This is a genomic window from Prochlorococcus sp. G5PB11 (genome assembly GCF_059772425.1).
In genome coordinates this window covers 874,359-899,219 of record NZ_CM186287.1, presented here as the reverse complement: position 1 = coordinate 899,219, position 24,861 = coordinate 874,359, and the positions used below count along the sequence as shown (strand labels likewise).

The window sequence follows — 24,861 nt, the reverse complement described above, 5'->3', positions numbered from 1 at the left end:
AGTGTGGGTATTATTTTGTAATACCAATAAATGTGCTTTTCTGTAGACCTTTGTTAATTCATGAGAATTAAATTAAATGTCTGATTTTCTTTAGAAAAAAGAATTAATTTCAAACTTTAGAGCCATTCTTGATGGTGAATTTGAAAACCCATCTTTTTAGAAGTCTTGCCCTGACAAGCTTCTTGGCGAAAATTGAAAACTTACATCTTTCTTTCCGGTATTTGATTCAAATCTTTGAAAGCTTGTTGAATCATGACAAAAAGCACTTATGTTTTTTAGAAAGCTTACTGTCACAAGCTCTTTGGGTTGCAGGCAAGTGATTTGGTCCATACGATTAGCAAGATTGAGTTTTATGGAAACTAATTACCTTTTGGTTTCCCTCTTCTTACTCCCTGCTACATACAATCTTTCCAATGAACAAAGCAGATTTAGTCAACCTGGTTGCAGCTCGTACTGAGCTAACGAAAACAGATGTCTCTCTGGTAGTAGATGCCGCCATAGATACAATTATTGATTCTGTAGTGGAGGGTAAGAAAGTCTCCATTCTAGGGTTTGGCTCTTTTGAGCCACGCGATCGTTCTGCACGACAGGGCTTAAACCCTAAGACTGGGGAAAAGATTGCAATACCTGCCAAGCGAGTTCCTGCTTTTACCGCTGGGAAGTTGTTTAAGGATCGTGTTCAGGGTTGAGTTTTCTTAAAGCTGTTTTGCTTGCTTACCTTTTCTTTCGTGAGGGACTCTTTAAAAATGAGTCCTTTTTTTTTGGTGAAAACTTAGAATTTGTATTATTAAGAAAATAATGTTGTTTTTATTGACTCAAAAACTGTTACACATATTCAAATAATTTTTAACTCACTTTAACGGAGATTACGTTTTGATTGGTTCTCTATATAAAAAAAATAAATTTCAATTCCTTCTTTTTATATGTTTGGTTATTCCATTAATCCCTTTGATGGCAATAGAAAATAGAGATTTTCTGCTAATTAATACGCTAGTAAAGAGTTGTTATAGAGATATAAAATCTTGCAATCAAGCATTACTTAAAATAAATAATTATCAAATTAATGCAGCAAAAAATAAAAAATTTTCTTGTCAAACTAGATTACTTGGCTTAGAGGCGAATTTAATAATGGCTATGAATTCTGATTTCAAAAGAAAGGAAGCTAAAAATATTCTTGATGCCATCAAGAAATATTGTTAAATATGATAAATATATTGATCACTTGATTCTTGATTTATGACTTAGTTAACAAACTAATGTGAAAAACTAGAACAAAATAGTTTTTTATCTGATTTATCTAAGTAAGCTTAGAACCATAAAGATAAAGAAGTTACTCTAATTAAGAAAATGGGCTCCAAAGCTTCGAATTCCAAAAAAACTAACTATAAGGCAGCAAAGACCAATAAGGTCAAAGAAAATAAATTTAAGAAATCAAGTTCTAATGATCCAGATGTATTAGTTAACCTGCCAGCCGGAATGAAATATAAAGTCCCAGGTAAGCGTCAGAGAGTAATCATAGGTTCAATAGTAATTGGTTTGAACGTTTTATTAGTTATTAGTGTGCTTGTTTATTTTTATAATCCTTCATTTCAGGATTTTGTTTATAATTTTGGTAGAGGCTAGTGTTTATATAACTTTTACTGCGAAATGATTAGGAAAGATTTAGTTAGACTCCTGAAAATAGGAAAATATTACTACTGAGGAAAAATAAAAGTAAAGTTTGACTAAGAATTTTTTTTTGAGTTTTGATATAGAAGCTTTATATTTTAATGTTTTACAAAAGTTTGTTTATTAGTAATGGTACAAAAAAGAAGGCAGGAAAACATATCTAAAAAGATTCCTCAACAGAGAAAGACAACTCTTAAATGGGGAGCTAATGGGGAATTGTCTGCAGTTGATATGGTTCGCATATTAGATCGTTTAAATGATCAAGATTTAACTGAATGTGAAATACCTTTGGAAGCAGAAAAAGAAACAAAATTATAAATACTTTTTTTATCTACGGTAATAGCTAATATATAAATAATAATCTATTATTTATTATGAAAATACCTATCGTGATTATATCTTTAATAGTAATAATTTTTGGGTATTTACATTTTTTCACTGGCTATAAATCAGCGTTTGAAGCTGATCAGCAATGCCATTATGAATTGCGATTGAAATCTATTGAACTAGAAGGCTTGGGTTGTGACCATGATCTTGAAACTAATCAATGGATCCTCTATCAGAAGGGAATCAATGATATGCCTTCTAAAGTAGTTGAACGTTATCGTTATTAACTTATAAACTTTTTATTTATTATTGGGAACATGTATGTTGCGGCAATAGAAGAGATAATAGCTGTAATTATAAATGTTAAATATTGACCAAATGAGCCTGGAATATATGTATTTTGCAGGAAATAAAAATCAACAAATGAACCAATTGTTCCCCAAATAATGATCCAAGCAGATACATATGAAACACCAACTAATGTTTTTTTATTCATAGCTTTGGAGAGGATCAATAAAGTTGTTGGAATAAATATAATACAAAGCTTTGTTCACTAGCTAATTCCAAAAATTTTAAGTGTTGCTGGCTCTCCAGCGAAAGCTAATTCAGTGAGTATGAGCATTAAAAACCCTATCATGGCTACTCTTGCATTCACAAGTTCAGCATTTTCATTAAAGCCAAAGACTTGCTTTACCTCTTCGCCTTTATTATTTATCCATTTAGGATATGAACTAAGACTTTGGCTTTGATCAGCAATGTCTGGATTTGTCTCTGGTTCAATTGTCTTTGTGTCACCTAGATCTGAATTTATACTTTGCTTATTGTTCTCGGCATCAATTTCAGACATTTGAATTTTAAACCTAATTCTATAAGGATTATAAGCTATTTTTGTTAAGATTTTGTTTTTACGAGACTTGGTTTTTTGTTTAGACTACTTGAAGCGTGTAACTATCAAGTTATTTAGAATAGAATGAATTAAAAATAAGAATCAAAACTGATAATTATATATAGTATATAATTATCAGTTTTGATAAGTGATATACTAAAATAGAGATGAGTTTTATAAAATTCAAAAAGGTTTTTCCCCTTATTAAGTTTTGTTTGACTATTAATTTAGAGCTTGTTTTCAGCTCATTTTCTTGCTAAAAAAATATAAAATGTTTTTACAAAATGAATAGTGCTAATCTGTTTAGTATTACGTTGTTTTCAGAGCGCTTTTTTGTTTTTGTTCTTCGAGAGCAATTAAAAGAACTTATTCTTGCATGTAAAATTGAGCTTGTCTAATAACTATGCTATTAAATCTTACTTGGCTGATTCCTGGGCTACCAATAATTGCATCTATTTTTATAGCTTTGCTCTTATTGAGTTTTAGTAAAACAATGAATAGGCTAACTAAGCCGGTATCCTATTTTATCATTCTCAGCCTTATCTTTTCGGAAATAATCAACTTTATTTTATTTAAAAAAGATATATCAGGAATTGAGCTACTAAATGGAATCAACTTCCAATTAGTAGTTGATAGACCAGCTTTGCTGGTTTCTGAATCAATAGGTTTAGTTTTTTTATTAATTATGCTTTTTTCAGTTACCAAACTAAAAAGAAGAAGTGGCTATGTTAGGTACTTTATTCTTCTAGGATTATTAAGTGGCTTTGCTTATTTATTTTCTTTTAGTGGTAGCTTATTTCATAATTTTTATGATCCTTTAATAACATCTTTAGATAAAATAGATATTTCTTTTTAAAGAGATTATTTCATTACCTATGGATCTTAATGAAAAATAATTTAAGTTTGCCTAATTGATGGTTTAGTTATCTGTTGTCATAATATCTTGGTTGTAATAAGCTAAGACTAATTTTATGATTTAAGGTTTTAACTTTGAGTGCAAATTCATCTTTAGATCTTCCAAGCAATATTGCATTAGTACATGAATGGTTCACTCCAAGATCAGCAGGTGGTGCCGAGAATGTTGTTCGGGTAATTGATGATTTGCTTAGTGAAATTTCATCGCAACCAGACCTTTTCTCTTTAGTTAATGGAGAGAATATACTGAAAAATAGTTGGTTGTTTAAAAGAAAAGTAAAAACTAGCTTCATTCAAAAATTACCATTTGGCATCTCACATGTTCAACAATATTTACCTCTTTTACCTTTCGCAATCGAACAGATCGACTTAGAAGGGTATCCCTTAGTTATAAGTAGTAGTCACCTTGTAGCAAAGGGTGTTTTGACTTCGCCTGATCAACTTCACATTAGTTATGTTCATACACCAGTTAGGTACGCTTGGGATCAAATGAATATATATTTGAAACGATCTTTTTTAAGAAGAATAGGTTTAGGACCATTAATTAGATGGCAATTGCATACTTTGAGGCAATGGGATCAATTAAGTAGCTCAAGAGTAGATTACTTACTAGCAAATTCTAATTTTACGGCAAAGAGAATTTGGAAGTATTGGAGAAGGCGTTCAGAGGTTTTACATCCACCTGTTAATGTCAATCGTTTTGAGTGGAATAAGCCCAGAGAAGATTTCTATTTAAGCGTCTGTAGATTGGTACCTAATAAAAGGGTTGATTTGGTCGTGAGGGCTTTTAATAAGCTTAAATTACCTTTAGTTGTTGTTGGTGATGGAGTTGAAAAAGCACATTTAAAAAATCTTGCAGGTCCAACAGTTCAAATTCTTGGTTTTCAGAGCCAAGAGAATATTCAAAAACTTATGAGCAAATGTAGAGCATTTGTATATGCCGGCATTGAGGATTTTGGTATTGCTCCTGTGGAAGCAATGGCTTCGGGAGCCCCTGTGATTGCTTTTGGTAAGGGAGGTATCTTAGATACAGTGAAATGTTTTAATTCAAATTCAGATAAAGGTGCAACTGGACTTTTGTTTCATGATCAGACAGTGAAATCCTTGGTTGAAGCAATTGAATTTTTTAAGGAAAAACAACTTTGGAGAGATTTAAAATCTGAGTTAATTAGGGATTGGAGTAATTATTTTTCTCAAGATTCATTTAAAAAAAGGTTTGAGAAAATCATAAATAGAGCTTGGATAGAGCATATGAATTCTTGTGACATTGCTACTAGTGACCTTAGTTCTACATCAAGAAAATCTTAATTAAGTATGGTGTGAATTTATTGCAGTCTTGAGCTAACTAACTCAATAATTTGTGCAAACTAATCCTAAAAAATCTTTATTACGATGGTCTGAGTTCCGTAAAGGTTCTCCAATAATTCCTTTTGAAGTAATCTCACAAGAACCTTCCTCTTTGCCTGCGGTAGAAATAATAAAAAATCAAAGTCGATATGGACGAACATTGAAAAGGATAGGGGATATTGTTTTTTCTTTGCTTGTGTTAACTATAGGCTCACCAGTTTTTATCCTAATTGGAATATTAGTAAAGTTTAGTTCTCCAGGAGCTGTTTTTTATGTTCAAAAAAGAGTAGGAAGAAATTACAAAGAATTTGGATGCATAAAGTTTCGCACTATGTATAAAGATGCTGATGAGTTACTCCCAAATTTATTAGATAAATATCCTCTTATGAGAAAGGAATTTGAAAAAGATTTTAAATTACGTAAAGATCCTAGAATAACAAAATTAGGAAGATTTCTGCGAAGGTCTAGTTTAGATGAATTACCCCAATTTTTTAATGTTTTAAAAGGGGAAATGAGTGTGGTTGGGCCAAGACCAATTGTTAGTAATGAGATTAATAAATACAGTCTTTTTATGGAAGAAGTTATTTCAGTGAGACCCGGACTAACTGGCTTATGGCAGGTTAGTGGAAGAAACAACCTTAGTTATAAAAAAAGGGTTGAATTAGATTTGGTTTATGCAAGAAATAGAAATTTTCTACTTGATTTAGAAATTATTATTCTTACATTAGGAGTCTTGCTCTTCCCTATGGATAGAGGTGCTTTTTGATTTTATGAATTTATAAATATTATTATCAAGCAAAAGATAAGAATCCAAATAAGTTGAAGCCTAAGACTGATATTTAGTATCTTTTTCACTGAATTTTTACTTGCAATAGGATAAGATCTTGCAATCATTGGTTTTATTCTTTTTTGCCCTTTGTAATAGTTTATTCCCCCCATTCTTACTCCAGCACAATAAGCAAATATTGCCTCAGAAATTCCTGAGTTAGGTGAAGAATCTAAAATGCCATCCTTCCAGGAATCTTTTATCGTTTTGAAAAATGATTTCTTTGTTTTGCAGCAAAGAGGAAGTGTAATTAATACAATTCTTGAAGGGATCCAGACCATTAGATCATCAAGTTTTGCACCAGCAAATCCTAACCACTTTAATTTCCCCTCTTTATATCCAAGCATTGAATCAATAGTACTAGATGCTTTAAAGATCCATGCCATAGCTAATGGTCCTGGTATTGATTGATCAAACTCCCAGAAAATAGTTCCTAAAAATATCCAAAATAACGGAGCAAAGATACCATCAACAGAATTTTCGCTTGCTGTTTCAGCTGCCGCTCTGAGAATTTCATTGGTATTTAAATTCTCAACATCTCTACCAACTATAAGACTTAGTTTTCGTCTTAAATTACTAAGATTTTCTTTGCCTATCGAATTTATAATTTCTAAAATACTTTTATTTAGACTTCTTGAGGCAAGTGAACTACTTAAAATTAAAGAAAAAAATAATGTACTTAAAATAGGATTTTTCAGTTGAAAAAATAAAAAGAATCTTTCTATAAGCCATCCAGTTATGCCACTTAATGATACGACTATAATTGTAATTATTGCACCTAAAACATATAACTTTGTTTTATTTTCTTTTGCAAAATCTTCAGCTAATCTTCTCAAAAAACTAATAACCACACCCATAAATTGGACTGGGTGTGGCAAACTCCTTGGATCGCCTATTAAAAGGTCAAGAAGAAAGGCGATTAAGATTAAGTGAATGATATTTCTAGTCTGATTTAAGCCAACTAAACATAGAGCGAAGTGTTTTGCCTACTTTTTCTATTGGGAGTTCTGAGTCTTTTTGGCGAATTCTCTTCATTTCAGGCTTTCCTTCATCGCATTCTTTTACAAAGTTTTTAGCAAAAGTACCATCTTGAATATCTGCAAGAATATTTTTCATTTCTTCTTTTGTCTCTTTGGTAATTAACCTTGGACCGCTTACGTAATCTCCATATTCAGCTGTATTTGAAATCGAATCCCTCATTGCAGTTAGACCTCCTTTAACCATGAGGTCAACTATTAATTTGACTTCATGCAAGCATTCAAAGTAGGCCAATTCAGGCTGATATCCTGCTTCTACAAGAGTTTCAAAACCAGCCTTTACTAATTCTGAGAGGCCACCACATAAAACTGCTTGCTCTCCAAAAAGATCAGTTTCTGTTTCCTCTTTGAAATTAGTTTCTAAGATCCCAGCGCGTGTTCCACCAATCCCTTTCGCATATGCCATCGCAAGTGATCTAGCGTTGCCTGAGGCATCTTGCTCAATAGCAAATAAAGCAGGAACTCCTTGACCATTTTGATATTCCCACCGAACTGTGTGTCCTGGCCCTTTTGGAGCAATCATTACCACGTCGACAAATTCAGGAGGTTTTATTAATTCAAAACGAATATTGAAACCATGAGCAAAACTTAGTATTTTCCCTGGTTTTAAATGAGGTGCTATTTCTTTGGTATAAACATCTTTTTGAAATTCATCAGGCAAAAGAATCATGATCCAATCTGCCCTCTCTGAAGCCTCTGAGACACTTAAAACTTCCAATCCATCAGAAGTTGCTTTGCTCGCTGACCTACTCCCTTTATAAAGGCCAACGACAACTTTTATTCCACTATCTTTTAAGTTCAATGCATGTGCGTGGCCTTGAGATCCATATCCAATAATTGCGACGGTTTTATCTTGGAGGAGACCTAGGTCTGCATCGGAGTCGTAAAAAAGTTTTGCCATGAGTGGGTATTTCAGAACTGTATTTAGGCTGAGCTTACGAAATAGAGTGCTATGGAGACTACTTTTGTTGAGATGTTTTTTTGACTATCAAGACAATTTAATTAATAAAAAAAACAAAATTATCAAATTAACTTTCACTTGGATGATTTATCACTCGGTCGATTAAACCATAATTTTTTGCTTCCTCTGCGCTCAAAAAGTAATCACGATCAGTATCTTTTTCTATCTTTTCATATGTTTGACCCGTCATTTCTGCCATGGACTTATTGAGCATTTCTTTTATTCTAAGAATTTCACGTGCTTCTATTTCTATATCACTCGCTTGTCTTTGAGCAGTTCCTCCCAGAGGCTGATGAATCATTATTCTGCTGTGAGGTAACGCAAGTCTTTTCCCTTTCGTTCCTGCAGATAATAAAAAAGCACCCATTGAGGCCGCTAACCCCACACAAATGGTTACGAGGTCACTTTTTACATATTTCATCGTGTCATATATGGCTAAACCCGCGGTGACTGAGCCCCCAGGACTATTGATGTACAAATAGATTGGTTTACTGCTGTCCTCAGAATCAAGATAAAGCATTTGTGCTACGAGGCTATTTGCGATGCCGTCGTTTACCTCTTGGCCCAGAAATAGAATTCTCTCCGCACCAAGTCTTGTATAAATATCGACCCATCTTTCAAATTGACTTCCTGGAAGACGGTATGGAACGCTTGGAGTACCTATTGGCATGGCTAATTAATGTTTGGTAATTGAGGTAATGATCTTTAAAAATATTTTGGGGAAAATTATTTAGTTATGTGGGCAAAACTTTTTCTCCTGGTAAATCTTTTCTACTAGTAAGAACGCGATCTATTATCCCATAATCAACTGCTTCATGAGGGTTGAGGTAACTCATTCGATCTGAGTCTTTGGACAATTGATCTACTGATCTTCCGGTGTTATGGCTAAGAATTTCTAGCATAGCTCTCTTGTTGTGAATAACTTCCTTAGCTCTAATTTGAATATCAGTTGCTTGGCCTTGTGCGCCACTTCTAGGCTGATGAAGAACAATTGAAGCATGGGGTAATGCTGCTCGTTGTCCTTTTGTCCCTGCCGATAGAATTACTGCTGCAGTTCCCATTGCTTGACCTATACAAATTGTGTGTACGGGAGGCTTCACATATCTAAGCGTGTCGCAAATTGCAAAGGCTTCAGTTTCAAATCCAATTGCATCTCCTGTATACCAACTTGTTCCGGTTGAGTTAATGTAAAAATAAATAGGTTTTTCTGAATTATCAAATTCTAGATATAGAAGTTGGGCAATAATTAATTCTGTTACGTCCATTCCTAGTTGCCTTTTTGCATCATCATCGGAAAAAAGCGGCAAGCCTAAATAAACTATCCTCTCTTTCAAAAGAAGGGATGGTAAATCAGGGGGTGGAGTTCTCATTACGGCAGAATCGCCATAATACGGTTGTGATGCAGTCATATGAAGTTTAAGTACCCTTTGACACGAGCCTAGCTAGATCTAGCCTTGATATGCTTTTGTTTTTTTAAAATTTGTTCGTGGGCTGATCATTGGAAGCTTTACTAAAAACCATTCGCCCTGTCGGTGTTTGTAATGCTCCAGTCACAACTACTTCTATCCTTTTACCTATCCATTGGAAGCCCTCTTCAATAACAACCATTGTGCCATCTTCAAGATAGGCAATACCTTGTGAATTTTCCTTCCCTTCTCTAACTACTTTTAAATTTAATTTTTCACCAGGTTGAACTTCTGGTCTAACTGCCAGCACTAGATCGCTTAAATTTAAAACTTTTATTTCTTGTACTTGTGCTACCTGAGATAAGTTGTAATCAACAGTTATTAACATTCCTGAAATGTCTGACGTTAATTTTAAAAGAATTTCATCAGTTCCTTCTCCTTGATATTTGGTACTGTTTATAACTAATCTTCTCCCATAACTTTCTCTCAATTGGTTTAACAATTTAAGACCTCTTCTGCCTTTCCCACGTTTCTCATTGTTACTTGAGTCCGCGAGTTTCTGTAGCTCATCCATAACTGATTGAGCGACAATTATTTGCCCTTCTATAAGCCCAAATCTAAGCAGAGACTGAATTCGACCATCAATTATTACACTTGTATCTAAAACTTTTGCACTCGCTGGGGTTAAAATTCCATCTGCCATTAGTAAAGATTCAGTGCTGTTCGGATTGAAAAGACGTAAAACTGTTCGACCATGAACATCAGCAAGGTTGTATCCAAGTACTCCAAAAAATATGTTGCTTAGTACAGCAAAAATTGGCTTTACAAAAAATAATTCAGCGGGTAAAGGTAAAAGTAATACAGGTACCAATAAAAGTGTTGCTATGAGAAGTCCAAGAACAATGCCAACAGATCTACTGACAAGTAGATCTGTTGGCATTGTTCTTATCCTTTTTGTTAATTTATTTCTAAATTGCTGAAAAAGAAAGGCAATTAAAAGACCTACAAAAGCGGTTAAACCTGATAGAGCAATTTTAAAATTCTTTAGATTAGTAATATGATCTAAAGTCTTTTCAGGCAACCAATTCACCCCAATCCATCCGGTGATTGCACCTGATATAAGAAATAAAACCAGAATCACTATGTCTGCCATATATTCAGGTTATGCTTGCTTCTCGTTTTTTACTAAAGCTTTATTTATTTTCAAAGATTTGGGCTGCAAAAGTGACCATTTATTTGGGTTTGTATATCTAGAGCTCAAATGGTAGCTCCACCCAGAAGTGCATATTTGCATATACCCTTTTGCCATAAAAGATGTTTTTACTGTGATTTTTCCATTATCCCTTTAGGTGATAGCGCTCAAGTTACTGGTAGTCCAGGGATAACTTCTATTACCGCATATTTGGATTTGCTTCATAGAGAAATTTCAATTAACCCTCCAGGTCCTGCTTTATCAACAATCTATATAGGGGGTGGAACTCCTTCTTTATTGAAAAAAGATGAGTTGGGTGAATTGTTGAAAAATCTTCAAAGAAAATTTGGATTTCAAGATGGTGCTGAGATAACTATGGAGATTGATCCAGCAACATTTGTTGAAAATGATCTGAACGGATACATAGAAATTGGAATCAATAGATTTAGCTTGGGAGGTCAGTCATTTGATGACAATACTTTGGCTTCAATTGGAAGAAAACATAATGGCTCTCAATTAATAGAGGCTTGTAATTGGGTAAATGATTTATTTAAAAAAGGGATGTTAAGAAGCTGGAGTCTTGATTTGATTCAAAATCTTCCAGGATTAAATTTGTCTATGTGGCTAGAAGAGTTGGAACAAGCATTGAAAATTGAAGCCCCTCATTTGTCAATTTATGATTTAACTATTGAACCGGATACTGTTTTTGGAAGAAGACATAAAAAAGGTGAGTTGAAAATCCCAATTGAGACTGAAGCTCAAAAAATAGATTTGTTAACTAATAAATTATTGAAAAGTAAGGGTTTTTCTAGATACGAAATCTCAAGTTACGCACTGCCTGGTCATGCCTCTAGACATAATCGTATGTATTGGAGTGGCTCTGGTTGGTGGGGGTTTGGCATGGGAGCAACAAGTGCTCCTTGGGGTGAGAGATTTTCTAGACCCAGAACAATTGCCAGTTATGAAAAATGGCTTGATCAGCAAGGGAGTCAATTATTAGAGCAAACTTTGTCTAAAGATAATTCAAAACCAATGCCATTGGATGAACTACTGATGATTGGTCTCAGAAGGCGGGAGGGCGTTCATTTGGAGGAACTTGCTAAGAATGTTGGATGGACTCAAAAAGAATGCGATAAGAATTTAAAATTATTGCAAAAATTCTGGCTAAATTCTCTAAATGAAGGATCTTTAGTAAGAAAAAATGGAAGGTATTTTTTAAGCGATCCTGAAGGAATGCAAATTAGCAATCAGGTTTTAATTCAAATGTTTTTGTGGTGGGATTCACTTGATTTAGATTAGTAGAATTAATCCATTCTTTTAAGGCATCGATGCAAAGTTCGCGTCCTGCAATTAAAGGTTTCGCAAACGGGGGCTGTGCAATCGAAAGGCCAAGAATATCAGCAGTAACTCTTACCTGCCCATCACAATCACTCCCTGCACCAATGCCAATTATTGGAATGTCTAAATGTTTCTTTAATCGGCTGGCAATTTCTCCTGGTATGTGTTCCAGAACTATTGCAAAACACCCTGATTCTTGAAGCATTTTTGAATCGTTGAAAATTTTTTCTTGACTATGTTTATCTCTAGCTTGTGTTTTATATCCAAGTTGATGAACTGATTGTGGAGTTAGGCCAAGATGGCCCATTACTGGGATTCCCATCCTAATAAGTCTTTTAATAACCAATAAAGTCTCAGGCTCCGCTCCTTCAAGTTTCACTGCTGAAGCAGTGGAGTTTTTCAGGAGAGTTCCGGCAGCTTCAACAGCCTTGTCTTCTCCACATTGATAACTTAAAAAAGGTAGATCGCATACTACTAAAGGTTGCTGGGAAAGGGGTTTAGAAAAACCTCTGCAAACTGCCTGTGTATGGTGAAGCATTTGATCAAGTGTTACCGGAAGTGTCGTTGCATGACCTAAGACAACCATTCCAAGTGAATCCCCAACTAGAACAACATGAGCTCCTGCTGCCTCAACTATTGAAGATGAGATAGCATCCCAAGCTGTTAATACAGTTATCTGTTTGCCCACCTTTTTAAAGTTAACTAATTCTGTTGTTTGCATGTAATTCTTAATAACGAGTTTAGCTGTTGCTAGAATATTATCGACTCGGCCCCATGCGGCTGTGACGCCTAAACCTGGTCAGGACCGGAAGGTAGCAGCCATAATGGATGCTCAAAGCAGGCGTGGATTCCGGGTCACCTTAATTCAAGCAAACTGATAATTCTCAACGATTTTGTCTTAGACGTAAAAATTCCGGTATTGAGGCCCCTGATTCTCTGACTTCTGACTGTTCGTAAAGTGATTGAGGAGAGAGTCTTGCTCTAGTTCTCTCATTTGAATAAATCTGATTACTGTCGAATCCAGTTGCAATAACGGTTACTTGGATTTCCCCTTCAAGTTTTTCATCAACAACTGTACCTACAATTATGTTGGCTTCTGGATCTACTACATCAGATATAACTTCAGAAGCAGAAGTCATGTCTTCTAGAGTCATATCTTTTCCACCAGTGATGTTTATCACACATCCTTTTGCTCCATCTATTCGAGCTGCTTCTAAAAGTGGGCTGTTGATTGCTGCTTGAGCTGCTTCTAGAGCTCTTGATCTTCCAGAGCCTAAACCAATACCTAAAAGGGCAGTACCAGCTTCTGTCATTACAGAACGCACATCCGCAAAATCTACGTTAACCAACCCAGGACAAGTGATTATGTCGCTTATCCCTTGAACTCCTTTCATCAAAACATCATCAGCACTTCTAAAGGCTTCTTGCAAAGGTGCTCCGGAAATTACGTCTTTTAATCTGTCGTTTGGAATAACAATTAATGTGTCAACATTCTCTGCAAGCCTCGCGATACCCTCATCTGCTTGTCTTAAACGACGTTTACCTTCAAAGCTGAATGGTTTAGTAACTATTCCTACTGTCAAAGCGCCACTTTCTTTGGCAACTTGAGCGACAACAGGGGCAGCACCTGTTCCAGTGCCTCCGCCCATGCCAGCGGCAATAAAAACTAGGTCTACACCTTCTAAGGCTTGTTGGAGGTCAGCTCGTGATTCTTCTGCGGCCTTTTGACCAATGCTTGGATTGCCGCCTGCACCAAGGCCTCTAGTTAAGCTTTGACCAAGCTGAACTCTATGAGTTGCAGATGATTGAATAAGAGCTTGAGCGTCTGTATTGAGAACACGATATGTGACTCCATCAAGATCACTATTAATCATCCTGTTGACGGCATTACTCCCGCCACCTCCAACGCCAATAACCTCAATACGTGCAGATTGACTGGGTAGGATTCCTTCATCCATGTTGAAACTAGATTTGTTTCCCATTCCCATCACCATATTCAGGATTAGAACTCGTTTTGGGCATTATGAACATCATCCATGAATTCTGTTGGCTTATAGGTTCAAATTGATTAACAAATTAATTTCCCAGATTGGCCGTGAATTATTACAAATTTGCTTGGGATTTCTGAAAAGTTGTGTTGTGGTAAGGCTTTTACTTTCTGTTCCCTAATGTTTTTTCTATTTTTAATTCTGGTTTACTCGGATCTTTTAGATCCACGATTTTTACTTTTGTGTTGATTAAAAGATTTGGTAATGATTTTTGTAGCTGGTTAAGTTTAGCAATTTGCTCGATTAAGCGATCCGTTCCCGAGCCTAGAAGGACTGAATCGAAGTGCTCAGTTTTTAGGCTTATTTCTCCAAGAGGATTAATTTCGATTTTTTGAAGAGGGCTTTTAAAGTTGAATCTATTTTTTATTATCAGAATGATTTCGTTTTTTTTATTTGGATTCCAATTTTCGATAGATAATTTTATTTTATTTTTTTTTGACTGATTTACAAATTGAAGTGGTATCCAAGATCCTTCAATATCAATCATTCCTTTTTCTGTAGTATTTGATAAAACTCTACTCGCAAAAGCAATTGGTTCTCTTTCTAAGAAAATTAAATGAATCTCGGGAGGGAAAATTTGTCGGCTTACGGAAACACCTTTAATAGGTAGCTTTCTTGTTAAATAAGATTCAATTTCTTTTGGATTTAATTCCAACAAATTTTTTGGATAAAAAATACTGGTGGTTTTTTTAATGTCGTTTTTTGTTATTCCAGATAGGCCTGTGATTATAGTTTGATCAAAACCAATTGGTTCCCAAGCCTGGTTTAAAAATGTAATGATCAGAAAAATTGAAGTGCTTGAGAAAAAAAGTAATTGCCAAAGTTCAATGAGAAAATTCTTTTTTTGAAAAATAAACGAAACTTTTCTAGTTGATAATCGATTATTTTTTAATGAGTTTCTGTTTTTTATTTTGTTAGATTTCAAAGGTCGCATCTTGCTCTGGACATAAGTTTGTCCATCCATTGACGAGCACGTTCAGCATCTGAAAAAGGCACATCTATTTCTTTACCTGAACCAATAAGCCTAAGTCGGCAGCGTCCTTCAGATTCTTTTGTTAGAGGAGCTTCCCCTGAACTCAAAGCCATTAGCTCAACCATTTCTAATTTCTTGACTTCAAAAGTTGCTTCCTCCTTGAAGCTACCAGCCTCAAAGCTGCTCCAGCATAAAATCCCAGCTTTTAATCGAGCAGCTCCTGTTCCATCAAGTTTGGCCAGCTCTGAACCTTTAGCCCAAATCAAGTAGAGATTCTGTCGCCTTCTCTCGATCCAACCAAGGGAAGCAATGAGAATAAAAGCCATTAATAATGGCAACCAAAGAAGACCGTGAATCATTTTTTGAAATAGAGATCTAAAAATGTCATGGTTAATTCATTCTCTAGCTGTTTCTATGAGATTAGCAACAAGTTTTTCTAGTTTTATTCCTGAAGCTTCCCACAACATTGGATACATGCTTGTTCTAGTAAAGCCTGGCAAGGTATTAACTTCATTTATATAAATCTGTTGCGTACTTTCTTGATAAAAGAAATCGACTCTAGCCAAGCCACAAGCATTGATAGCTTTACATGCCTCGATAGCTAGCTTTTGTATTTTATTAGATATATTTACGTTCAAGTCAGCTGGGATGATTGTATTGCTCAAGTCCTGATTATATTTTGATTCATATGTATACCAATCAGTTTCAAATTTAACTTCGCCTATAACTGAAGATTTCATTTTGGACTTGCCTAATACGCCACATTCAAGTTCTCTCCCTTCGATATTTTTTTCTACGATTACCCTCTCATCGTATTTTGCTGCAATTTCTATCCCAGAAATAAGTTCTTGCTTTGACTTTGCTTTGGTTATTCCAATAGAAGAACCTAAATTAGCTGGCTTTACAAAACATGGATAATGTATTTTTTTTTCTATTTCATCAAAAATAGATTTCATTAATAATTTATTTAATAAATCTTCTTTATGAAAAAAAACATACGGAGTTTGAGGAAGGTTGAATGATTTAAAAATTGATTTCATTGCTATTTTATCCATTCCTAATGATGAACCAAGAGTTCCTGATCCAACAAAAGATTTTCCTGTTAATTTAAATAGTCCTTGAATAACGCCATCTTCCCCATTGGGACCATGTAGTGCAGGGAACCATACATCAATATTTTTACTTAATATTGGAAAGTTACTGAGATTACTAATGGAAACTTTATTGTTTTTTGTTGTGATGATTGGTTTTTTTTCTTCCAATAAAATTGACTTTGAGTATTCTGGATTCTCCCAAACCCCATTCTTGTTTATATAAATTGGATTTACAATAAAGTTTTTACTATTGTAAGGATGAGATAAAGCATTATAAATTGTCTTAGCTGATTTGATGGAAACTTCGTGTTCGCTTGATTCTCCACCGAAAACCAGTCCTATAATTAGCTTTGTATTTGACATATTTATTTAGCTCTCAATATTCTTTAAGCGTGGGTTATTGAATTAATCAACATTTATAACAAATTTCCAGTTAATGAGAATGGACGTATCTCATTGATTTTTATATTCACTATTTCTCCAGGTTGAGGTGATTCTCTATCAATTGGAGACTTTGGGAAAAATGTTAATCGATTTGTTCTAGTCCTTCCTAGTAATTGGGAGCTATCTTTAGAATTTATGCTCTCAACGAGTATTTCCTGTAAAGAGTTTTTATACCTTAAATTTCTTTTCTGTGCAGTCTTTTCTACTAAGTTATTAATTTCTCTTAGTCGATCGATTTTTATTGTTTCAGATAATTGATTAGGCCATAAGGCAGCTGGGGTATTTGGTCTGGGCGAATAGGCTGCAGTATTAACCAAGTCAAATTGAACATCCTCAATAAGTGATAGCGTCTCTTCGAATTCATCTCTCGTCTCTCCAGGAAAAGCTACAATTGCATCAGAAGTAATTGAGGACTCAGGCATTATTTGTTTTATATAATTTACAATTTCTTTATAGGATTGAACAGTATATCCTCGACCCATGTTTTTCAGTATTTTATTACTTCCACTTTGGACAGGTATATGAAAGTGTTCACAAACTTTAGGAAGTTTTGCACATACATCTATTAATTCTTTCGTGAAATACCTAGGGTGACTTGTGGCAAATCTTATACGCTCTATTCCCTCAATATCATGAATATATTCTAGTAAATATGAAAGTGTTAATTGCCCAGACTTATTGAATTTATATGCTTTAAAGTCTCTACCATAAGCATCAATATTTTGCCCTAAAAGGGTTATTTCTTTATATCCAATTCTCGCTAATTCTTCTATTTCATGTTTAATAGCTTGGGGTGTTCGTGATTGTTCTTTGCCTCTAACCGAGGGGACTACGCAATAAGTGCACCTCTCATTGCATCCATAAATAATATTAACCCAGCCACATATAGCGCTCTCTCTTCTTGCCGTCGCGATGTCTTCGTAAATGTGCTGTTCATCAGTCGCTAATACCTGATGACCGTTATCAACTTGATTAAGAAGAGTCTCCAGTCGATTTGCATGCTGAGGTCCCATAACAAGATCTACTTCAGGAACTCTTCTTAAAAGTGTTTCCCCTTCTTGTTGAGCTAAGCATCCTGCAATAATAATTTTTAAATTAGGATCTGATTTTTTCCTTCTAGCTTGCCTACCTAGATAGCTGTAAACTTTTTGCTCAGCATTATCACGAATAGTACATGTGTTGTAGAGAACTAAATCTGCCTTAAGTTCCTCCTCTGCAAGCTCATATCCCATTGTTTGTAAAATGCCTGACATTCTCTCTGAATCAGCTTTATTCATTTGACAACCGAAAGTGGTAATCCAGTAGCTCCCTCTATGGCTTCTAAAAGACTTGCTTTGATTAGTAGGAGCTATGGATGTTGTCATCACAGATTAATTTTTTTCCTTGGGGAAAAAGATTTTTAAGATGATCCTAAAAAAATTTTTAAGGGCGAGCGAGGGGATTCGAACCCCCGTATAGCGGCGCCACAAGCCGCTGCCTTAACCACTTGGCGACGCCCGCCTTGTGCTTTTAATCTACCAATGATTTGTCATTTTGAAATTTCAAAATGATTTTGGTAAAAAAATTTAGCTTGTGAGTATTGTAGATAGTACGGATTAAAAATATCACTTTTTATATCTTGATCAAAACGCAATTGACAGATATAGAAGTTACTGTGTAAGCAGAACACATAATAATAAAGCCCGGGATTGAAATCTATTCAAAAGTGAATTTCGCAAAAGATGTTGAATTTATTGCAAGTCCTCCAAAGTCTGGGCGGGTTGATGTTCTTGTTCCAAGATGTTTAATTGGTAATGGACATGATGTTTTGGGAACTTCAATTGACAAAGAAGGATTGTTGTCTGCTCGGCTTGAGTGGCGAGATGGAACAATTACATCAATTAGGGGCTTAGATGAAACTTCAAAAGTTTCGGAGGAAGTCCTTTTGCCAAGATTTGCAGAACCGCATGCACATATAGATAAAGCATTTTCATGGTCACGTTCACCTAACTTGAGGGGTAGTTATCAAGAAGCATTAGCAGCAAACCTCCGTGAATATGAATTGAGGTCCGAAGAAGAATTAATTTTCAGAGTTGAAAAGTGTCTCAACCTAGCCCTTTTTAATGGGATTAGGGCAATTAGATCTCATATAGATAGTTTTGGAAAAACAGCAATGAGAGATTGGGATCAGATAGAAAGTATTAGAACAAAATGGCAAGAGAAAATTTTTTTACAGTTTGTGGCTTTGGTTCCATTAGATTTTTGGCAAAGTGATGAAGGCGAGCTTTTAGCTCAAAGAGTTGCTCTAAATGGAGATCTCTTAGGTGGGGTGATAGCGCCACCTTTCAATAAAAGGAAAACTTTTAAGTCCTTACTTCACCTAGTGGAACTAGCAAATAGACTTAAGTGTGATGTTGATCTTCATATTGATGAGTCTCAACTTTGCCCGGCTGGGGGATTAAAATTACTTCTAGAAGTATTAGGCCAAGTCAAAAATGAGATATCAATAACTTGTAGTCATCTAAGCAGTATGGGATTGTTAAGAGAAAAGGAGATTTCATTATTAGCGAACGAAATGGCTAAGAACAGATTAAAAGTAGTTTCTTTACCATTAACTAACTCTTGGCTTCTAGGAAGAAAAGATCGATCCACCTTAACTAAAAGACCATTAGCACCTATTTTTCAACTTCAAAAAGCGGGAGTCGATGTATCTGTAGGAGGAGATAACGTAAATGATTCATGGTTCCCTTTATCTAATTTTGATCCAATAAATTTAATGTCATTCTCCATGACAATTGCTCATCTATCTCCCTGGGACAGATTGGGCCTTTCTCCATTTACTTGGTCTCCAGCAGATTTGCTTGACCTTAAATGGGATGGCATTTTTCAAAAGGGAAGTCCTGCGGATTTTATTTTGTTAGATTCAACTAGTTGGGTGAAAGCTTTGTCTGAAAGACCCAAAAGAAGAGTAGTAGTTAATGGTGATTTCTTGAATAAATTGCCTATAAACAAAAAACAACATTCACAAACCATGAGTCATGATTAGTAAAGAGAAAATAGAGTTGCTATTAAGTGAACTAAAACAAGTATCTCATTTAGAGATCTATCAAAAAACTAGTGATTTAAAAAGGTTCTCTAAAGATTTCTTTGATTATTCACCAATATTGATTAATGAATTGAAAGACTGCTTGGCTGAAATAGTTGTTCGACCACTTTCGGTAGATGCCATTATTGATGTTGCTCGAATTTGTAATAAGTACTCAACTCCGTTGACGCTTAGAGGGTCAGGAACAGGGAACTACGGGCAAAGTGTTCCACTTGATGGTGGAGTAGTCATGGTTATGTCTGGTCTTAAGAAAATTAGAAATTTCGATTCAAAATCAGGTGAAATTACAGTTGAATCTGGTTGTTTGCTTAGAGATATCAATGATGAGTTGATTAAACATGGTCGACAATTACGGTTGCTTCCAAGTACATGGAGAAGCGCCTCTATTGGCGGCTTCATCGCTGGTGGTTCAGGTGGAATAGGATCCGTTCGTTGGGGCTTCCTGCGAGATCCTGGCCATTTGCAATCCTTAGAAATAATAACGACTGAGGATTCCCCAAGAAAACTAGAATTGAACGCAAACAAGTCTGAGGCATTGAACCATGCTTATGGAACCAACGGAATTATTACTGCGTTGACATTAACTACTGCTCCATCTGTTGAATGGCAACAAATAGTTGTCGATTGTTTTGATTGGAATCAAGCTGTTGACTTGTTAATCAAATTTAATTGTGCTGCACTAGAGCTTTATTTGGGAACCTTGTTAGAGAGTGAAATTCTTAACTGTCTTCCGCATTGGTCTGGTAAACCATCAAAGAAACATAGGATATTATTGTTGGTCGCGCCTGATGGTGTTAGTACAGTTGAGCGACTTGCAAAGTCGGCTGGCGCAGACTTTGATGACTTGGGCACGGAGAACCTGAAGGCTGGAACAGGCCTTCGAGAGCTTTCTTGGAACCACACGACTTTACATATGCGTGGTATTGATCCTAATTGGACATATTTGCAAATGCTTCTTCCTCAGCCTGAGTTAGAAATGATGAAAACATTGAAATCCGAGTGGGGAGATAATCTTCTATGGCATTTGGAATGTGTTCGTCAAAATGGAGTGCAAAGATTAGCTTCACTTCCTCTTGTTAAGTGGCAAGGTGAAGAAGCTATGAATGAATTAATCAGTCAATGCAGAGAGCTTGGTGCAGTGATTTTTAACCCGCATACAATCACTGTTGAAGATGGAGGTCTAGGTGTGATTGATTCTGATCAAGTGGAAGCTAAGAGTAACTTTGATCCAAAAGGGATTCTCAATCCAGGTAAACTCAAAGGATGGAATCTAAAAGTCAATTGATTTAATTTCTATATTTTTAAACAATTTAACTTATCAATATTTTCCTTTGAAAAAGATCACCTATTAAATAGAGTGATCCTGTAATTACAGGTGGTGGAGATGGCCATCTATGTTGATTCTTAAGTGCTGATAAAACATCTTCCACGCTAAGCGCTTCTTTGATTTGGTCTTTAAATTCAGGGGAAAAACTTAAAATTTGATCTTTTGACCAGCTTTGTTGGCCAGGGACAGGAACTATCCAAGCTAAATCTTTCTCTCTAACTAGTTTATACAAAATGCCTATCATGTCTTTTCTTTCTTGAATTCCTAGTATCCAAATAATTCCACTTTTTTGATTAGGCCATGTGTCCCTTTCAATTGATAATTGATTAGCAGCATTAGGATTATGTGCACCATCAACAACTATGGGCTTCCCTTCCCATTTTGTTGCTTGAAGTCTTCCAGGCCATTTAGCAAGAGATAAGCCTTCTCGAAGTTGTTCTTTAGAAATATTCCAGCCAATATTTTTTAAGGATTCAATAACCCCTTTGGCTACAGCTGCATTTTCTTTCTGTATTACTCCTGATAGACCGAGTTGCCAGTCTGATGGAATTGGATCTACCCAATGAATAACTGCTTGTTTCCTCTTGGCAGTCTCTTCTAAAACTCTTTTTACAATATTGTCTTGAGTGGCTGTAATGACAGTGCTCTTTGTAGTTATTACAGCTGCTTTTTCAGTAGCTATTTTTTCTAGATTATCACCCAGGTATTCACAATGATCAAGACCAATAGCTCCAAATGCAATAATAGGTCTATATTTATGTGCGGTTGTTGCATCAAGTCTACCTCCGAGTCCTACTTCAAGGATAAGAAGTTCAACTTCTTTTAAACTAAAATATTTAAGTGCTATTGCAATAACAAATTCAAAAGGAGTTAATCTATATTTTTCTGCAATTGGAGTAAGAGCGAGACTTAATGATTGAAATTCTTCTTTAGGTATATGAGTTTTGTTTATACATATTCTCTCAACCCAATCAACTAAATGGGGCGAAGTGGTAACTCCAGTTTTGATATTGACTAAGCTAAGAACACTATTAATAAAAGCTGCAATAGAGCCTTTCCCATTTGTTCCGGCAATATGAATGGCAGGTGTTTTTTTGCAGGGCTCTCCCATGGCATTAATAGCCAATGACATACGATCTATGCCCAGATTCATATCTTTATATTCTGTGCTCTTGGTTTCAAAAATGAAGTTCGATTTTGTTATGAAAGTTTCATCAGACATTTGTCTATTCTCGCTAGAAGCTCTTTGACTTCTTTTTTTGTAATAGTTAAAGGTGGGACTATCCTTACTACCTTTGTACCTGCTGATACCAGAAGAAGTTTCTCCTCTAAGGCGGATTTGACAATATCAAGAGATGTTATTTTGATATCGTCTTTTATGACGAGACCTTGAATAAGACCAACGCCTCTTGTGGAGATAAATATATCTGAATATTTTTCAGATAGTTTAATTAATCCTTCTTTTAGCTGATCACCTCTTTCGTTGACTTTATTTAGTAGGTCTCTTTTTTGAATTTCTTTCCCAACGGTTAGAGCTGCTCTACAAGCGAAAGGATTACCTCCAAAAGTGCTGGCATGATCACCGGGCTGAAAGACATCAGCCAATTGATTAACCAATAACGCTCCAATGGCATGACCTCCACCAAGTCCTTTGGCTAGTGTGAAAACATCAGGTTCAATACCTAGTTGTTCATATCCCCAAAGAGTACCTGTCCTCCCCATTCCAGTTTGTACTTCGTCAAATATCAATAAAACATTGTTGTGAGTACATTTTTTTCTTAAGAGTTCAAAAAATGATTTTTTTCCAATATTTATTCCTCCCTCACCTTGTATAGGTTCAATAAATACAGCTGCAATTTGTGGCCCTGTTTTTTCTAAAGAATCAAATAGATTTTCAAAAGATTCACTGTCATTATACGAAAAAAACTGAAATCCCTGAACCATTGGTTCGAAACCTTTGTGGTATTTCGTTTGGCCTGTCGCACTTACAGCGGCGAGTGTTCTTCCGTGAAAGCTTTCCTTTGAGCAAAGAATGACTGGGTTGTCGATATTACGTTCAATATGCCCATATTTTCTTGCCAATTTAATTGCAGCTTCATTTGCTTCAGCACCGCTATTGCAAAAAAATACACTCTTGGCAAAACTTTGTGAAGTTAACCATTGAGCTAATTCTTCTTGCTCTGGTATTCCGTAAAGGTTAGATACGTGTTGAAGTCTTTTTAATTGTTTTGATAAGGATTTGATTAATGCTTTATCACTGTGGCCTAGTGAACATGTTGCAATTCCAGCCACAGCATCAAGATATTTTTGGCCTTTTTTATCCCACACCCATGAGCCTTTACCCCTAATGAGATCTAAGGGAAAACGATTGTAAGTTTTCATCAATGAAGTGGGAGCGGTCGGACTTGAACCGACAAACCCGAAGGTGCCGCATTTTGAGTGCGGTGCGTCTACCAATTCCACCACGCTCCCATGTGTTTATTTTATGTCAAAACTAGCAAATATATGAAACTAAGCTGCATTTTTTTGAGTATCAATATTGTCTTCTCTAATTATTTTGTTAGAGAAAGAACTTTGAGATGTTATTTGATTAAATTTTCTAGAAATAATAGAACCTGCATGCGTTAATTTTTCTTCTAATTTTTCATAGCCTCTATCTAAGTGTTCGAGGCCCGTGAAAATACTAGTTCCTTTGGCAGAGAGACATGCAAGAATAATGGCAGCAGAAGAACGTAAATCTCCTCCCTCTACATTTGAACCTACAAGTTTTTTCACTCCTTTTATGTAAGCTGTATTGTTTTCTAGATGAATACAGGCGCCCATTTTATTTAGCTCCAAAACGTGTTGCATTCTCTTCTCAAAAACTCTTTCTTCGATTTTGCTTGAACCTTTAGCGGTGGCCATTAGTGACATAAATGGAGCCTGAAGATCAGTTGGGAAACCGGGAAATGGACTTGTTGTTATATCAACTCCTGAAATCTCTCTTGGAATGATTTTTAAATGATGATTCCCATGTTGAGATATTGAACAACCACATTCTTTTAATTTTGAAATAACAGCGCTCAAATGATTTGGGATTACTGGACCAATAATGAGAGGCGATCGTGTTATTGCTGCAGCAATAAGAAAAGTTCCTGCTTCTATCCTGTCTGGAATAACACAATGAGAAGTCCCGCTTAAAGATTCAACTCCAAGGATTGTGATTCTTTTCGTTCCTGCTCCAAAAACTTTTGCTCCCATTGAATTAAGCATTTTTGCGAGATCCTGGATCTCTGGTTCTCTAGCTGGATTCGATATTGTTGTTTTGCCTAAAGCTAAGCAAGAAGCCATCAAGATGGTTTCCGTGGCTCCAACGCTGGGATATTTAAGAGTAATATTCGCTCCAAGTAATCTTTTTTCTTTTGTTGAGACTTTAGCTTTTACAACATCATTTATAACTTCAACTTCCGCTCCTAAAGCTTTTAGACCATTAATATGCTCATCGACAGGTCTTGATCCAATATTGCAACCACCAGGCAAAGGAATTTTTGCTTCTCCAAGTCTTGTAAGTAAGGGGCCAACACAGAAAAAGCTTGCTCTCAAGCTATGAACTAATTCATACGGCAATTCAACATTATTAATGGACTCTGAATTAATTTCGAGAGAATTATTTGTTTTAGTTAACTTTGCACCCAGATTACGGAGTATCTCTGACATGACTTCAATGTCCGTCAGTTGTGGGACATTTTGAATGAGGAGTTTTTCTTTCGTAAGAAGCGCCGCAGCCATTAAAGCTAGCGAAGAATTTTTTGCCCCACTAACTTTTAAGATCCCACTAAGCGGACGCCCTCCTTTTACCTCCAGATGTGGCGGAATAATATCCCTTTTAATTGTCGCTACACTACTCATATTGGAGCGAACTGCTTACCCAGCCATAATGCCAAGTGGATTTCAAATAGTCCAGTCAACCTTATTGAAAATTGATGGGTTCAAATTAAATATTGATAA

General features: G+C 35.6%; 27 protein-coding genes, 2 tRNA genes and 1 other RNA gene. 12 read left to right on the top strand and 18 right to left on the bottom strand.

Annotation, left to right across the window (positions count from 1 at the left end; genetic code table 11):
* Nucleotides 1–413: 413 nt before the first annotated feature.
* The 5 genes from AC6EI0_RS05490 to AC6EI0_RS05470 all read left to right on the top strand — a co-directional run bounded on the left by AC6EI0_RS05490 (nt 414) and on the right by AC6EI0_RS05470 (nt 2,282).
* Nucleotides 414–689 (top strand): HU family DNA-binding protein, encoded by a 276-nt coding sequence (locus AC6EI0_RS05490; protein ID WP_011295240.1) that lies wholly within the window; start codon nt 414–416, stop codon nt 687–689.
* 184 nt (nt 690–873) lie between these two features.
* The gene (locus tag AC6EI0_RS05485) at nt 874–1,200 is read left to right on the top strand and encodes a hypothetical protein (RefSeq protein ID WP_498523423.1); all 327 of its coding nucleotides are present in this window, start codon (nt 874–876) and stop codon (nt 1,198–1,200) included.
* A 147-nt stretch (nt 1,201–1,347) separates the two neighbouring features.
* The gene (locus tag AC6EI0_RS05480) at nt 1,348–1,623 is read left to right on the top strand and encodes a hypothetical protein (protein ID WP_498523422.1); all 276 of its coding nucleotides are present in this window, start codon (nt 1,348–1,350) and stop codon (nt 1,621–1,623) included.
* A gap of 174 nt (nt 1,624–1,797) precedes the next feature.
* Entirely contained in the window at nt 1,798–1,986 is a 189-nt protein-coding gene (locus AC6EI0_RS05475; RefSeq protein WP_498523421.1) for a DUF8633 family putative protein, read from the top strand.
* Between the two features lie 56 nt (nt 1,987–2,042).
* Nucleotides 2,043–2,282, top strand: coding sequence for a hypothetical protein (locus tag AC6EI0_RS05470; protein WP_498523420.1), 240 nt, complete (start codon nt 2,043–2,045; stop codon nt 2,280–2,282).
* Here the strand turns inward: AC6EI0_RS05470 and AC6EI0_RS05465 are convergent.
* On the bottom strand, nt 2,279–2,491 hold the full coding sequence (locus tag AC6EI0_RS05465; RefSeq protein ID WP_498523419.1) for a hypothetical protein: 213 nt from the start codon (nt 2,489–2,491) through the stop codon (nt 2,279–2,281). The genes AC6EI0_RS05470 and AC6EI0_RS05465 overlap by 4 nt on opposite strands.
* A 57-nt stretch (nt 2,492–2,548) precedes the next feature.
* Nucleotides 2,549–2,842 carry a high light inducible protein gene (locus AC6EI0_RS05460; RefSeq protein ID WP_498523418.1) on the bottom strand — a complete coding sequence of 98 codons (294 nt, stop codon included), beginning with the start codon at nt 2,840–2,842 and terminating at the stop codon, nt 2,549–2,551.
* A gap of 442 nt (nt 2,843–3,284) precedes the next feature.
* Between AC6EI0_RS05460 and AC6EI0_RS05455 the strand changes: the two genes are divergently transcribed.
* From AC6EI0_RS05455 to AC6EI0_RS05445, 3 genes are all read left to right on the top strand, one after another.
* A complete protein-coding gene (locus AC6EI0_RS05455; RefSeq protein ID WP_498523417.1) occupies nt 3,285–3,737 on the top strand; it encodes an NAD(P)H-quinone oxidoreductase NdhF in 453 nt (150 codons plus the stop codon).
* A 134-nt stretch (nt 3,738–3,871) separates the two neighbouring features.
* Nucleotides 3,872–5,104, top strand: a complete 1,233-nt coding sequence (locus AC6EI0_RS05450) for a glycosyltransferase (protein WP_498523416.1) — start codon at nt 3,872–3,874, stop codon at nt 5,102–5,104.
* Between the two features lie 52 nt (nt 5,105–5,156).
* Nucleotides 5,157–5,909, top strand: a complete 753-nt coding sequence (locus tag AC6EI0_RS05445; protein WP_498523415.1) for an undecaprenyl-phosphate galactose phosphotransferase family protein — start codon at nt 5,157–5,159, stop codon at nt 5,907–5,909.
* A gap of 2 nt (nt 5,910–5,911) precedes the next feature.
* On the opposite strand, the gene cbiB is transcribed toward AC6EI0_RS05445, so the two are convergent.
* The 5 genes from cbiB to AC6EI0_RS05420 all read right to left on the bottom strand — a co-directional run bounded on the left by cbiB (nt 5,912) and on the right by AC6EI0_RS05420 (nt 10,526).
* Nucleotides 5,912–6,847 carry an adenosylcobinamide-phosphate synthase CbiB gene (gene cbiB, locus AC6EI0_RS05440; protein WP_498523413.1) on the bottom strand — a complete coding sequence of 312 codons (936 nt, stop codon included), beginning with the start codon at nt 6,845–6,847 and terminating at the stop codon, nt 5,912–5,914.
* 64 nt (nt 6,848–6,911) lie between these two features.
* Nucleotides 6,912–7,907 carry a ketol-acid reductoisomerase gene (gene ilvC, locus AC6EI0_RS05435; protein WP_498523412.1) on the bottom strand — a complete coding sequence of 332 codons (996 nt, stop codon included), beginning with the start codon at nt 7,905–7,907 and terminating at the stop codon, nt 6,912–6,914.
* 127 nt (nt 7,908–8,034) lie between these two features.
* Entirely contained in the window at nt 8,035–8,637 is a 603-nt protein-coding gene (locus AC6EI0_RS05430) for an ATP-dependent Clp protease proteolytic subunit (protein ID WP_498463368.1), read from the bottom strand.
* A 64-nt stretch (nt 8,638–8,701) separates the two neighbouring features.
* Nucleotides 8,702–9,376 (bottom strand): ATP-dependent Clp protease proteolytic subunit, encoded by a 675-nt coding sequence (locus AC6EI0_RS05425; protein ID WP_498523411.1) that lies wholly within the window; start codon nt 9,374–9,376, stop codon nt 8,702–8,704.
* Nucleotides 9,377–9,440: 64 nt separating this feature from the next.
* A complete protein-coding gene (locus tag AC6EI0_RS05420; protein WP_498523410.1) occupies nt 9,441–10,526 on the bottom strand; it encodes a PIN/TRAM domain-containing protein in 1,086 nt (361 codons plus the stop codon).
* A gap of 108 nt (nt 10,527–10,634) precedes the next feature.
* On the opposite strand from AC6EI0_RS05420, the gene hemW reads away from it, so the two are divergent.
* Nucleotides 10,635–11,864: a radical SAM family heme chaperone HemW gene (gene hemW / locus AC6EI0_RS05415; RefSeq protein ID WP_498523409.1), complete on the top strand. Its 1,230-nt coding sequence runs from the start codon at nt 10,635–10,637 to the stop codon at nt 11,862–11,864.
* On the opposite strand, the gene panB is transcribed toward hemW, so the two are convergent.
* Nucleotides 11,806–12,624 (bottom strand): 3-methyl-2-oxobutanoate hydroxymethyltransferase, encoded by an 819-nt coding sequence (gene panB / locus AC6EI0_RS05410; RefSeq protein ID WP_498523408.1) that lies wholly within the window; start codon nt 12,622–12,624, stop codon nt 11,806–11,808. The genes hemW and panB overlap by 59 nt on opposite strands.
* Before the next feature lie 42 nt (nt 12,625–12,666).
* Between panB and ffs the strand changes: the two genes are divergently transcribed.
* An RNA gene (gene ffs, locus AC6EI0_RS05405) (signal recognition particle sRNA small type) lies at nt 12,667–12,763 on the top strand.
* A 24-nt stretch (nt 12,764–12,787) separates the two neighbouring features.
* Here the strand turns inward: ffs and ftsZ are convergent.
* From ftsZ to AC6EI0_RS05375, 6 genes are all read right to left on the bottom strand, one after another.
* A complete protein-coding gene (gene ftsZ, locus AC6EI0_RS05400; RefSeq protein WP_498523407.1) occupies nt 12,788–13,885 on the bottom strand; it encodes a cell division protein FtsZ in 1,098 nt (365 codons plus the stop codon).
* 169 nt (nt 13,886–14,054) lie between these two features.
* A complete protein-coding gene (locus AC6EI0_RS05395) occupies nt 14,055–14,885 on the bottom strand; it encodes a cell division protein FtsQ/DivIB (RefSeq protein WP_498523406.1) in 831 nt (276 codons plus the stop codon).
* Nucleotides 14,873–15,283 carry a hypothetical protein gene (locus AC6EI0_RS05390; RefSeq protein ID WP_498508021.1) on the bottom strand — a complete coding sequence of 137 codons (411 nt, stop codon included), beginning with the start codon at nt 15,281–15,283 and terminating at the stop codon, nt 14,873–14,875. The genes AC6EI0_RS05395 and AC6EI0_RS05390 overlap by 13 nt, the downstream gene beginning before the upstream one ends.
* Nucleotides 15,284–15,319: 36 nt before the next feature.
* Nucleotides 15,320–16,381, bottom strand: a complete 1,062-nt coding sequence (locus AC6EI0_RS05385) for a D-alanine--D-alanine ligase family protein (RefSeq protein ID WP_498523405.1) — start codon at nt 16,379–16,381, stop codon at nt 15,320–15,322.
* Nucleotides 16,382–16,434: 53 nt separating this feature from the next.
* Entirely contained in the window at nt 16,435–17,826 is a 1,392-nt protein-coding gene (gene miaB, locus AC6EI0_RS05380) for a tRNA (N6-isopentenyl adenosine(37)-C2)-methylthiotransferase MiaB (RefSeq protein WP_498523403.1), read from the bottom strand.
* A 63-nt stretch (nt 17,827–17,889) separates the two neighbouring features.
* Nucleotides 17,890–17,962 (bottom strand) — tRNA-His (locus AC6EI0_RS05375).
* 205 nt (nt 17,963–18,167) lie between these two features.
* On the opposite strand from AC6EI0_RS05375, the gene AC6EI0_RS05370 reads away from it, so the two are divergent.
* Together AC6EI0_RS05370 and AC6EI0_RS05365 are read left to right on the top strand one after the other, a co-directional pair.
* Nucleotides 18,168–19,487, top strand: coding sequence for an amidohydrolase family protein (locus tag AC6EI0_RS05370; RefSeq protein ID WP_498523402.1), 1,320 nt, complete (start codon nt 18,168–18,170; stop codon nt 19,485–19,487).
* On the top strand, nt 19,480–20,832 hold the full coding sequence (locus tag AC6EI0_RS05365; protein ID WP_498523401.1) for an FAD-binding oxidoreductase: 1,353 nt from the start codon (nt 19,480–19,482) through the stop codon (nt 20,830–20,832). Before AC6EI0_RS05370 ends, AC6EI0_RS05365 begins: the two co-directional genes overlap by 8 nt.
* 25 nt (nt 20,833–20,857) lie before the next feature.
* On the opposite strand, the gene AC6EI0_RS05360 is transcribed toward AC6EI0_RS05365, so the two are convergent.
* From AC6EI0_RS05360 to murA, 4 genes are all read right to left on the bottom strand, one after another.
* Entirely contained in the window at nt 20,858–22,096 is a 1,239-nt protein-coding gene (locus AC6EI0_RS05360) for a bifunctional folylpolyglutamate synthase/dihydrofolate synthase (protein ID WP_498523400.1), read from the bottom strand.
* Nucleotides 22,075–23,256, bottom strand: coding sequence for an aspartate aminotransferase family protein (locus AC6EI0_RS05355; RefSeq protein ID WP_498523399.1), 1,182 nt, complete (start codon nt 23,254–23,256; stop codon nt 22,075–22,077). Before AC6EI0_RS05355 ends, AC6EI0_RS05360 begins: the two co-directional genes overlap by 22 nt.
* A gap of 8 nt (nt 23,257–23,264) precedes the next feature.
* Nucleotides 23,265–23,346, bottom strand: a tRNA-Leu gene (locus AC6EI0_RS05350).
* A 39-nt stretch (nt 23,347–23,385) separates the two neighbouring features.
* On the bottom strand, nt 23,386–24,762 hold the full coding sequence (murA, locus tag AC6EI0_RS05345) for a UDP-N-acetylglucosamine 1-carboxyvinyltransferase (RefSeq protein WP_498523398.1): 1,377 nt from the start codon (nt 24,760–24,762) through the stop codon (nt 23,386–23,388).
* Nucleotides 24,763–24,861: the final 99 nt, after the last annotated feature.

Coding starts and splice junctions, on each gene's coding strand:
- AC6EI0_RS05430 (WP_498463368.1), bottom strand. CDS start 8,637: ATGCCAATAGGTACTCCAAGCGTTCCATACCGTCTTCCAGGAAGTCAA.
- AC6EI0_RS05455 (WP_498523417.1), top strand. CDS start 3,285: ATGCTATTAAATCTTACTTGGCTGATTCCTGGGCTACCAATAATTGCA.
- AC6EI0_RS05355 (WP_498523399.1), bottom strand. CDS start 23,256: ATGAAAACTTACAATCGTTTTCCCTTAGATCTCATTAGGGGTAAAGGC.
- AC6EI0_RS05385 (WP_498523405.1), bottom strand. CDS start 16,381: ATGTCAAATACAAAGCTAATTATAGGACTGGTTTTCGGTGGAGAATCA.
- AC6EI0_RS05460 (WP_498523418.1), bottom strand. CDS start 2,842: ATGTCTGAAATTGATGCCGAGAACAATAAGCAAAGTATAAATTCAGAT.
- murA (WP_498523398.1), bottom strand. CDS start 24,762: ATGAGTAGTGTAGCGACAATTAAAAGGGATATTATTCCGCCACATCTG.
- AC6EI0_RS05365 (WP_498523401.1), top strand. CDS start 19,480: ATGATTAGTAAAGAGAAAATAGAGTTGCTATTAAGTGAACTAAAACAA.
- AC6EI0_RS05480 (WP_498523422.1), top strand. CDS start 1,348: ATGGGCTCCAAAGCTTCGAATTCCAAAAAAACTAACTATAAGGCAGCA.
- ftsZ (WP_498523407.1), bottom strand. CDS start 13,885: ATGGGAAACAAATCTAGTTTCAACATGGATGAAGGAATCCTACCCAGT.
- AC6EI0_RS05470 (WP_498523420.1), top strand. CDS start 2,043: ATGAAAATACCTATCGTGATTATATCTTTAATAGTAATAATTTTTGGG.
- hemW (WP_498523409.1), top strand. CDS start 10,635: ATGGTAGCTCCACCCAGAAGTGCATATTTGCATATACCCTTTTGCCAT.
- AC6EI0_RS05390 (WP_498508021.1), bottom strand. CDS start 15,283: ATGATTCACGGTCTTCTTTGGTTGCCATTATTAATGGCTTTTATTCTC.
- AC6EI0_RS05425 (WP_498523411.1), bottom strand. CDS start 9,376: ATGACTGCATCACAACCGTATTATGGCGATTCTGCCGTAATGAGAACT.
- AC6EI0_RS05395 (WP_498523406.1), bottom strand. CDS start 14,885: ATGCGACCTTTGAAATCTAACAAAATAAAAAACAGAAACTCATTAAAA.
- AC6EI0_RS05490 (WP_011295240.1), top strand. CDS start 414: ATGAACAAAGCAGATTTAGTCAACCTGGTTGCAGCTCGTACTGAGCTA.
- ilvC (WP_498523412.1), bottom strand. CDS start 7,907: ATGGCAAAACTTTTTTACGACTCCGATGCAGACCTAGGTCTCCTCCAA.
- AC6EI0_RS05475 (WP_498523421.1), top strand. CDS start 1,798: ATGGTACAAAAAAGAAGGCAGGAAAACATATCTAAAAAGATTCCTCAA.
- AC6EI0_RS05465 (WP_498523419.1), bottom strand. CDS start 2,491: ATGAATAAAAAAACATTAGTTGGTGTTTCATATGTATCTGCTTGGATC.
- AC6EI0_RS05420 (WP_498523410.1), bottom strand. CDS start 10,526: ATGGCAGACATAGTGATTCTGGTTTTATTTCTTATATCAGGTGCAATC.
- miaB (WP_498523403.1), bottom strand. CDS start 17,826: ATGACAACATCCATAGCTCCTACTAATCAAAGCAAGTCTTTTAGAAGC.
- panB (WP_498523408.1), bottom strand. CDS start 12,624: ATGCAAACAACAGAATTAGTTAACTTTAAAAAGGTGGGCAAACAGATA.
- AC6EI0_RS05360 (WP_498523400.1), bottom strand. CDS start 22,096: ATGTCTGATGAAACTTTCATAACAAAATCGAACTTCATTTTTGAAACC.